This window comes from Actinokineospora sp. NBRC 105648, from assembly GCF_030269645.1.
Lineage (GTDB): Bacteria > Actinomycetota > Actinomycetes > Mycobacteriales > Pseudonocardiaceae > Actinokineospora.
Window position 1 is genome coordinate 64,757 of record NZ_BSTR01000040.1, and the last position, 7,940, is coordinate 72,696.

Sequence of the window (7,940 nt, forward strand, 5' to 3'; positions counted from 1 at the left end):
CCCCGCCCGGGGAGGGGACAGTGACACCCGCGTTCAGACAGTTCGTGGTCAAGGTGCACGGCCGGTGCGACCTGGCCTGCGACTACTGCTACGTCTTCGAGATGGCCGACCAGCGCTGGCGCGGCCGGGTGCGGGCGATGTCGGCGCGGACCGCGGCCCAGGTGGTGTCGCGGATCGCCGACCACGCGCGGGCGCACGGGCTGGCCGAGGTCGAGCTGGTGCTGCACGGCGGCGAGCCGCTGCTGGCGGGCGCGCGGTTCATCGGCGAGCTGGCGGTGGACGCCCGGGCCCGGATTCCGGCCCGAACGCGGATTACCGTGCAAACGAACGGCGTGCGACTCGACCGCCGATTCCTGGACCTGTTCGGCCGGCACGACATCCGGGTGGGCGTGAGCCTCGACGGTGCCGCGCCCGCGCACGACCGACATCGCCGTGGGCACCACGGCGAGGGAAGTCATGACCGGGTGCGAACCGCCGTGGAACTGTTGCGCGCGGAATACCCGGAGTTGTTCGCGGGATTGCTGTGCGTGATCGACCTGGCCAACGATCCGGTGGAGACCTATGCGGCGCTGGTCGAGTTCCGACCGCCGACCGTCGATTTCCTGCTACCGCACGGAACGTGGACCGACCCGCCGCCGGGGCGGCTTCCGGAATCGTCGGCGACGCCTTACGCGGACTGGCTGATCGCGGTGTTCGACCACTGGTACGCCACCCCCGGGAAAACCACGGCGGTGCGATTGTTCGACGCCGCCATCGGGCTGTGGCTGGGCGCGGGCTCCGCGGTCGAGGGCCTGGGCACCGAGCCGCCGCCCCAGTTGGTGATCGAGACCGACGGGTCGCTGGAGCGCTCGGACATCCTGGCCGCGGCGTACTCGGGCGCGGGCGCCACCGGCCTGCACGTCGAGACGGACCCGTTCGACGCCGCGCTGGCCTTCGGCGCGCCCGCGCCCGCGGCGCGGTGCCGCGGGTGCCCGGTGTTCGAGGTCTGCGGCGGCGGGCAACCGGCGCACCGGTACCGCGCGGGTACCGGTTTCGCGAACCCCTCGGTGTACTGCCCCGACCTGTTCCGCTTCACCAACCACGTCCGGTACCGCCTGGCGGCGGACCTCGGCGGCCTGGCGTGACACCACAGCTCTTCGCGCTCGCACCGGGCTGTTTCGAGCGGCTCGCCCGCGGCGGCGGCGGGGTCGCGTGCGTGCGCGCCCTGGTGTCGGCTCGGCGCAGCCGGACCCTGGCGGCGATCCGGTTGGCCGCGATCGGAGACGACCGGGGCAGGCGCGCCTACGACCTGCTGGCCGCGCTGGGCCGCCAGGCGCCCGGCGCGGTGCGGCGCGTGCTGGACGACCCGGTGGTCGGTGCGTGGGCGACCCAGGCCGTGCTCGACGGCTCCCGCGCGGCGGAACTCGGCTTCGTCGCGGCCGCCGCGGCGGTTCGGGCGGGCGTCCCGGTCGAGGTCGACCTGCCGCGGGGCGGGCACGGCGTGCTGCCCTCACTCGGGTCGCTGACCGGCGTGTTCGGCGGACCGGCTCGAACAGATCTGTTGCAGTGGAAGGCCTTTCCCGTGATCGGGGTCGGCGGCGGGGTCGCGTTCACCATCGCCACGTGGCCCGCGGGCATCCTCCCGCCGGGACTGGAGCTGGCCGCCGAGGTCGACCTGCCCGCGTGCGCCGCGCTGCTGCGCGCGGCGTGGGACCTGGTGACCCGCACCGATCCCCGCCGGGCGGCCGAGCTGGCGGCGGTGATCACCACGCTCACCCCGATGCCCGCCCGGTCGACGCGCACGAACAGCGCCACCGTCCCGGACGCGCTGGGGTGCGTGTTCCTGACCTTCAACGCCGACCCGGAGTCGTTGGCGGTCACCCTCGCGCACGAGGCGCAGCACGCCAAGCTGGCCGCGCTGATGGACATCCACCCGCTGGTCGAGGTCGGCGGCGCGACCCGCTACTACGCGCCGTGGCGCGACGACCCGCGGCCCGCGGTGGGTCTGCTGCACGGGGTCTACGCCTTCCTCGGCGTCACCGGCTTCTGGCGCCGCCGCAGACTGGTGGCCCCGGGCGCGCACGCCGACCGCGAGTTCGCCCGGTGGCGCTCGGCCGCGCTGGGGGCCGCCCGCACCTTGCTGGCGGGCGACGACCTCACCGCGCACGGCCGGCGGTTCGCCCACGGCGGGGTCGCGACGCTGCGGGAGTGCTGCGGTGAAAGGGTTCCCGGCGATACCGCGACCGACGCGGCCCGCGCGCTGGCCGACCACCGGCGCCGGTGGCTGGCCCGCCACGGCCACTGACCCGGCGCCCCGAACGAGACGAAGGCGGCTGCCCACGCGCGATGCGTGGACAGCCGCCGGTCTTCGTCAGGCGATCAGCCGATCAGGTCACGGGGACCTGGGTCAGCAGGCGCCCTGGTCCTGCCAGACGGCCCACGAGCCGGGCGCGCCGGGCTCGGCACCGGTGGAGTACCAGGTGGACTTCCACTTGTGGCCGCCGAAGGACACCAGGTCGTCGGGCACGTAGGCCTGCGAGGCACTCCACTCCTGCAGACCGCCGCAGCCGCCCGGCGGGGTGCCGCCGTTGACCACGAGGGTGAAGGTGGTCGTGTGCGACACGGTGCCGGTACCGCTGACGGTCACCGCGTAACTGCCCGCCGGGGTGGTGGACGAGGTGGCGATGGTCAGCGTGGCCGACTCACCCGAGTTGATCGTGCTCGGGTTGAAGCTCGCGGTGGCGCCCGCGGGCAGGCCCTTGGCCGCGAGGGTGAGCGACTGGGCGCTGCCCGCGGTGGTGGCGGTGCTCACCGAGGTGGTGGCCGAGTTGCCCGCGTCGACGGTCGCCGTGGTCGGGTTGACCGCGATCGAGAAGTCGTTGACGGGCGGCTGGCCGCCGACGGTCAGCGTGTAGGTCACCGTGTGGTTGGTGGCGGTGCCGGTGCCCTTGATGGTGATCGTGTAGGTGCCCGCCGCGGTGCGCGCGCCGGTGGCGATGTTCACCGTCGAGGAGGCGCCGGACTGGACCGAGGCCGGGTTGAAGGTGACGGTCACGCCGCTGGGCTGGCCGGTGGCGGTCAGCGCCACGGTCTGCGCGGTGCCCGAGGTGGTGGTCGTCGACACCGTGGCGGTGGCCGACTCGCCGGGCTGCACGGTGCCCGAGGACGGGTTCACCGCGAGGCTGAACTCGCTGTTCGGGGTACCGGTGCAGGTGGGCTCACCGGACTGCGCGGGCAGGGTGATGGCGTCCCACGCGGCCTTGGTGCGGTTGTAGAGGTTGCAGCTGGAGTCGAGGCTCTTGGCCGCGGTCAGGGTGGCGACGCGGTACTTCTTGTAGGTCATGCCGCTGGTCTTGAGCAGCATGGCACCGTAGAAGATCCGGCCTGCGTCCTTGATGCCCACACCGGTGACCGAAGCGGGCCCGCCGGAGCAGATGGGGCTGGTGGGCTTGCCGCCGCCGGGGTTGTTGCCCTCGGCCAGCAGGTAGAACCAGTGGTTCAGCGGGCCCGCGGCCGCGTGCACCTCGGTGCTCGGGATGGACGCGCTGTAGCAGTTCGGGTTGTTGCCGACCTGCGACGGGTTGTACATGTTGCGGATCGGGCCGCTGCCGACGAGGTTGATCGACTCGCCGACCAGGTAGTCCGGGGTGTCCTTCGCGTTGTTCGCGTAGGCCTCGGTCAGCGCGCCGAAGATGTCGCCGGTGCCCTCACCCAGACCCGACTCCGAGGAGGTGCCGCCCGGGGTGTTCTGGTCCAGACCGTGGCCGTACTCGTGGCCCACCACGTCCATCGAGGCGATCCACTTGCCGACGGAGTTCTTGCCGATGGTGATCTGCGAGCCGTCCCAGTACGCGTTCTGCTCGTTCAGCCCCACCTTCGCGGGCCAGCTGCGGCCCGAACCGGTGTGCCCGTTGCGGCCCAGCCAGTCGCGCAGCATGTTCGACTCCTGCTGCGCGGCGTACATCAGCTCACCGCAGCCGGTCTCCTTGCTCGTCTCCGAGCCGGTGCCCCAGGTGTCGGACGACTTGGAGAACACCGTGCCGCCGGTGTAGTCCGCGCACTGCAGACCGGGGCGGTTCGGGTCCACCAGCCGGTAGGTGCCACCGGAGTTGGTCGTGTCGATGGGGACAGTGCCGTTCCACTCACCGTTGACGGTGCCGTGGGCGGCGTCCTCGACCTTGTCCAGCACGGCGCCGGTGTTGGCGTCGACCCAGACGTTGAGGTGGCTCGGGCCACCCTCCTTGGAGCTGCCGACCAGCACGTGCTCCCACGCCAGCTTCGGCGCGTCGTTGACGACCTTGACCACGAGGCGGCTGGACGCGACCGTGTCGGTCTTGGCCTGCAACGCCTTCGAGGTCCGCTCGGCGGCGGCCTTGTCGACCCGCGCGGAGGTGGACGGGACGGCCACCTTCGACTTGGTCGCGGCCATGATGGCCTGCACGCGGCCCTGGCCGTCGGCCAGCACGGTCGCGTCGCCACCCACCACCGGCAGGCCCCGGTACGTGCGCTGGTAGCTCACCGAGTACAGGTTGTTGACGAACGGGGTGACCTGGTCACGCGCGTAGGCCTCGTCCGGACCCTTGACCAGCGCGTCCAGACCGGAAGCCGCGGCCTGGTCGGCGGCGGCGAGGGCCAGCGCGGCGGGGGTGGGCGACGCGGGCTGCGCGGTGGGGGCCGCCTCGGCGGCGTTCATCACCACCTGGACGGATACGGCCGCCAAGCCTACGGCGGCCAGGTAGATGCCGACTTTTCTTTTCACGCCAAACTCCTCGGGCATGCAGGGAATACCGGGAACTCGGAGGCTGAATATATGAGTCCCGAATAACCGCGTCAACGAAGAAAGTCCCTTGCCCGACCCTCGTCGCACGTCAACCGGGGGGTAACAATTGCCAGTACCGGCACGGACGGCCGGATTGACCTATTTTGACCCACTCGGCGGACACTTTCCGCGACCTGCCATACCGTTCACATTATCGCGCATTGATATGTCACCGGACGATTAACGGGACCGTCGAATTACCATTTGTCGAGACATTATCGAACCTTGGCCGGGGCTTTACCCCGGCGCGCCGGTAGCGCAATGGCTACCATCAGCTATCTTGCCCGGCGAAGGAGTTCACTCGAAGAGGGAACGGAGCGCTGCTGGTGGCGCAGGCCGACGCGGAGCGTGCCCGGGTGCTGCGGTTCTGGCGCGCGATCGAGGTGCTCCACCCACAGCCGGTGGACCGGGTCGACCGGCGGCGGGTCTTCGCGGTCTCCCCCGACCACCCGCTGCCCTGGGAGCCGGGGCACGAACTGGCCCAGGTCAGGTCGCCCCGAGGGCAGGTGTGGCGGCACACCGTCTACCTCGGCGTCCACCCGCGGCAGGCGGCGGTCGAGGCGCTCGCCGCCGCGTTTCCCGCCGACGGCAACGGTTTCACCGAGGCGGTGCACGGTGACAGCGCGCTCGCCGCGCTCGTGGTCACCCAGGACGGCACCGTGCGCACCGGCTCGGCCGTGCTGTCCAGCTCCGCTTGGGCCACCGGCCGCGCGGCCACCCGCAAGGCGGGCAACACCTGGCTGGACGGCTTCGGCGACGTCCAGCGGCTCTTCGCGCGGCAGGTGGACGACCAGGTGGGTGGCTCCCCCGTCGACCAGGCCGGGCTGCGGGCGCTGCTCGCACTCGCCGTCCAGGCGACCGCGGTTGGCACGTCGCCGCCGCACAGCGAGATCCGGGTGCGCAGCGAAGAGATCCGGGTGCGCGGCGAGGCCGTCACCGCCCGGCGGGCCGACCGCCCCGAGCGGGCCGACCCCCTCAACAGCCTGATCGCCGACGATCTGGCCGACATCGCCGACCTGGCCCGCGCGGGCGGCCTCGGCGCCGCCCTGCGCGACTACCTCTCCCCCGCCGACCAGGTCGACACCGGCAGGCACATCGATGTCCGGTCCACTCTCGGCGCCGTTCTCGCCGAGACCGAGCCGCGCAGGGTGCCATTGGGCCGCTGGCCCGCGCGGGCCGAGCACCCACTGGTGTCCAGCCGGCAACTCGCCGTCGACGCCGCGCTGCGGATGCGTTCGACCGGCGCGGGCATCCTCGGGGTGAACGGGCCACCAGGCACCGGCAAGACCGCCGTGCTGCGCGACCTGATCGCGGCCGTGGTGGTCGAACGCGCCCGGCGGCTGGCCGAGCTCACCGAGCCCGCACGGGCCTTCGGCGGCAGCCGGACGTGGCAGGCGGGCGAGCACACCCGGGTGGCGCACCAGTGGATCCCGGAGCTCACCGGTTTCGAGCTGGTGATCGCCTCGACCAACAACGGCGCCATCCAGAACGCCACCGACGAGATCCTGGCGCGCACGGCGGTCGACGAGCAGTGGCACACCACCGTCGACGACCTGGACTACTTCCCCGGGATCGCCACGACGCTGCTCTCCGCGGACGGACCCGACCGCCCCGCCTGGGCACTGATGACCGCCCGGCTGGACACCCGGGCCAACCGCACCGCGTTCATCGACGCCTTCTCCCACGACGGCCCGAGCGCCGTGCTGTCAGTCCTCAAGGGACTGGAGGAGACCGGCCCGACCCGCCCCTGGCGAGCCGCCGTGGCGGACTTCCAGCGGGCGCTGGACCGGACGACAGCGATGCAGCAGGAGCGCTCGGCCGCGTACGCCAGGATGACCGACCTACCCGCTGCCGAACGGGACCTGCGGGTCTACCAGGACAAACTGGATCGGGCGAGCCAGGTAGCGGCCACCGCGCGCGGCAACCTCGACGAGGCCCAACGAGTCGTCCGGCAACGCGACACCGAACGCCTCCACCGCGTCGAACGCCGTAACCAACACGGCCGATCGCGCCCGGGTCTATTCACCTGGCTGCGAACCCTCGGCCGATCCACCCGCGCGTGGCACGCACATGACCAAGAACTCGCCGCCGAGATCACCAAAGCCGAACACGACCTACGGCTGGCCGAGCAGCACGCGGACGCACTCACCGAAACCGCCGACCGCACAGACCGCGTACGAGCGGCAGCCCAAAACCAAGCGGACCGCCTCCACCGCCAGGTACGACGTCTCCGCACCGCCACCACCACCGACCGCGCCACATTGGGCGAGCACTACCCAGACGAGCGCTGGTGGCAGGACCAGCGACACCGCGAGAAGAGCGCGCTGTGGACGGACCCGGCCTGGAACACAGCGCGTACCGAACTGTTCCTCGCCGCACTGCGACTGCACAAGGAATTCCTCGGGCACGTACCCCGCCAACTCCGACAGAGCCTGCAAGCCGCCACCGACATCCTCAACGGCGACGCCCCAACCACCCTGCCCCAGGACGCAGCCCTGGCAGCATGGCGAGCCCTGTTCTTCATCGTCCCGGTCGTGTCCACGACCTTCGCCTCATTCCGCCAACTGTTCGGCCACCTGGGCCGCGAAGCACTGGGCTGGCTACTGGTCGACGAGGCAGACCAAGCACCCCCGCAGTCGGCGGTAGGCGCACTGTGGCGCTCCCGCCGAGCCGTGATCATCGGCGACCCACCGCACCTGAAGCAGGCGACCACGGTCCCCCCAACAGTGGCGGACACGATCCGAGCAGGCATGCGAGTGGACGAGCAGTGGTCCCCCCACCACACCTCGGCACAGCGACTGGCCGACCGAGTGACCCCACTGGGCACCTGGCTACCGGGTACCGACGGCAAGACCTGGGTCGGCACCCCACTGACCGCCACCACCACACCGCAGCGAAAAGCCGACCCCGCCAATACCGCAGCGGCGACGCCGACCCCCACTGATACCGCAGCGGGAAGGCCGATCCCGCTGGTACCGCAGCGGTGACACCGACCCCCACTGGTACCGCAGCGGCAGGCCGACCCCGCTGGTACCGCCGGCCCCGCTACGGATGCTCGATCTAGTGGACTCGCTTCGTGTGGGGGGAGAGCACCGCTAAACTTGACCGGTGGTGGGGAATGCCCTTCACCCGCCCTTTTTTC

The 7,940-nt window shown here is 71.6% G+C and carries 4 protein-coding genes; 3 read left to right on the forward strand and 1 reads right to left on the reverse strand.

What is annotated here, in order from left to right:
* Positions 1 to 20: 20 nt before the first annotated feature.
* Together QSK30_RS27545 and QSK30_RS27550 are read left to right on the forward strand one after the other, a co-directional pair.
* The gene (locus QSK30_RS27545) at positions 21 to 1,124 is read left to right on the forward strand and encodes an FxsB family cyclophane-forming radical SAM/SPASM peptide maturase (protein WP_285507148.1); all 1,104 of its coding nucleotides are present in this window, start codon (positions 21 to 23) and stop codon (positions 1,122 to 1,124) included.
* The gene (locus QSK30_RS27550; protein ID WP_285507150.1) at positions 1,121 to 2,284 is read left to right on the forward strand and encodes an aKG-HExxH-type peptide beta-hydroxylase; all 1,164 of its coding nucleotides are present in this window, start codon (positions 1,121 to 1,123) and stop codon (positions 2,282 to 2,284) included. Before QSK30_RS27545 ends, QSK30_RS27550 begins: the two co-directional genes overlap by 4 nt.
* Positions 2,285 to 2,386: 102 nt before the next feature.
* Here QSK30_RS27550 and QSK30_RS27555 read toward each other — a convergent pair whose 3' ends face one another.
* Positions 2,387 to 4,672 carry a M4 family metallopeptidase gene (locus QSK30_RS27555; RefSeq protein WP_502871896.1) on the reverse strand — a complete coding sequence of 762 codons (2,286 nt, stop codon included), beginning with the start codon at positions 4,670 to 4,672 and terminating at the stop codon, positions 2,387 to 2,389.
* Between the two features lie 452 nt (positions 4,673 to 5,124).
* On the opposite strand from QSK30_RS27555, the gene QSK30_RS27560 reads away from it, so the two are divergent.
* Positions 5,125 to 7,785, forward strand: a complete 2,661-nt coding sequence (locus tag QSK30_RS27560) for a damage-inducible protein (protein ID WP_285507153.1) — start codon at positions 5,125 to 5,127, stop codon at positions 7,783 to 7,785.
* Positions 7,786 to 7,940 lie beyond the last annotated feature (155 nt).

What these genes read in the sequence shown, in the direction of transcription:
- QSK30_RS27555 (WP_502871896.1), bottom strand. Translation starts at nt 4,672, where the DNA reads ATGAACGCCGCCGAGGCGGCCCCCACCGCGCAGCCCGCGTCGCCCACC.